At 55.0% G+C, this 943-nt stretch carries 1 protein-coding gene; it reads right to left on the bottom strand.

Annotation, left to right across the window (positions count from 1 at the left end; all coding sequences use genetic code 11):
- Positions 1–15 precede the first annotated feature (15 nt).
- The coding region (gene lsrB, locus UC14_RS26605; protein WP_112198773.1) for an autoinducer 2 ABC transporter substrate-binding protein LsrB at positions 16–943 on the bottom strand (928 nt) is incomplete at its 5' end.

Below are 943 nucleotides of genomic sequence, written 5' to 3'. Positions count from 1 at the left end.
TTTTCTCCTTACTGATCAGAAATCGTATTTGCCGATGTTGTCTTTGGTGAAGACCACGCGTTCCGGCAGTAAAACGATGCCGTTACCTTTGGCCTCATACTGGTAGCCCTGCACGCTGTTCGGCACCACTTCCACCGTTCCGACGTCCGGCACATCCAGTTTGTCACCCACGTTAAGCGCGCCTTTTTTCAATAACTGATCGGCGACATAAACCGAAATTTTGCCCTGGCTGACCACGTCCCACAGACCGAACTGTTTCACCGTGCCGCGTTCGACATACGGGCGCATGACGTTTGGCGTACTGAAACCGACGATGGTCACGTTGGTACGTTTGAGGTTTTCCGCCGCCTGAGCCGCTGCCGGTAATGCGTTGGCATCAGGCGCAATAATCGCATCCAGATCGCCATAAGATTTCAGGATCCCTTCGGCGGTTTGCAGGGATTTAGTGGCATCGTTATAACCGTATTGCGTGGTCACGATTTCCCAGCCCGGGTGCTCTTTGGCGATTTTGGCTTTCGCCTCTTTCACCCACTGATTCTGATCCGTCACTGTCGGGCTGGAATAGAAGAACGCCACTTTCGCTTTCTCTTTTTTCACCTGGCTGGAGGTCATCTCAACCAGCATCGAACCCAGTTGTTGTGGTGTGCCCTGATTGATGTAAATCGAGCGGCATTCCGGTTTGGTATCGGAATCCCAGGTCAGCACTTTCACGCCGCGTTGCATCGCGCGTTTAAGCGCCGGACACAGGCCGTCGGGTGATACCGCCGCCACCACAATCGCGTTGTATCCCTGATTGACGAAGTTGTTGATCATCTGCACCTGACCGGAAACGCTCGGCTCGGTCGGACCGTCGTAGGTCACGTCCGCGCCCAGCGCTTTACCGGCGGCCATTGCGCCGTTGCCGCCGCTGGTGAAATAACCGACGCCCACCAGTTTTGGGATA

Origin of the sequence: Rahnella sp. NRRL B-41462, from assembly GCF_003263525.1 — a bacterium.
Lineage (GTDB): Bacteria > Pseudomonadota > Gammaproteobacteria > Enterobacterales > Enterobacteriaceae > Rahnella > Rahnella aceris.
This window is presented reverse-complemented; position numbering and strand designations above follow the sequence as displayed.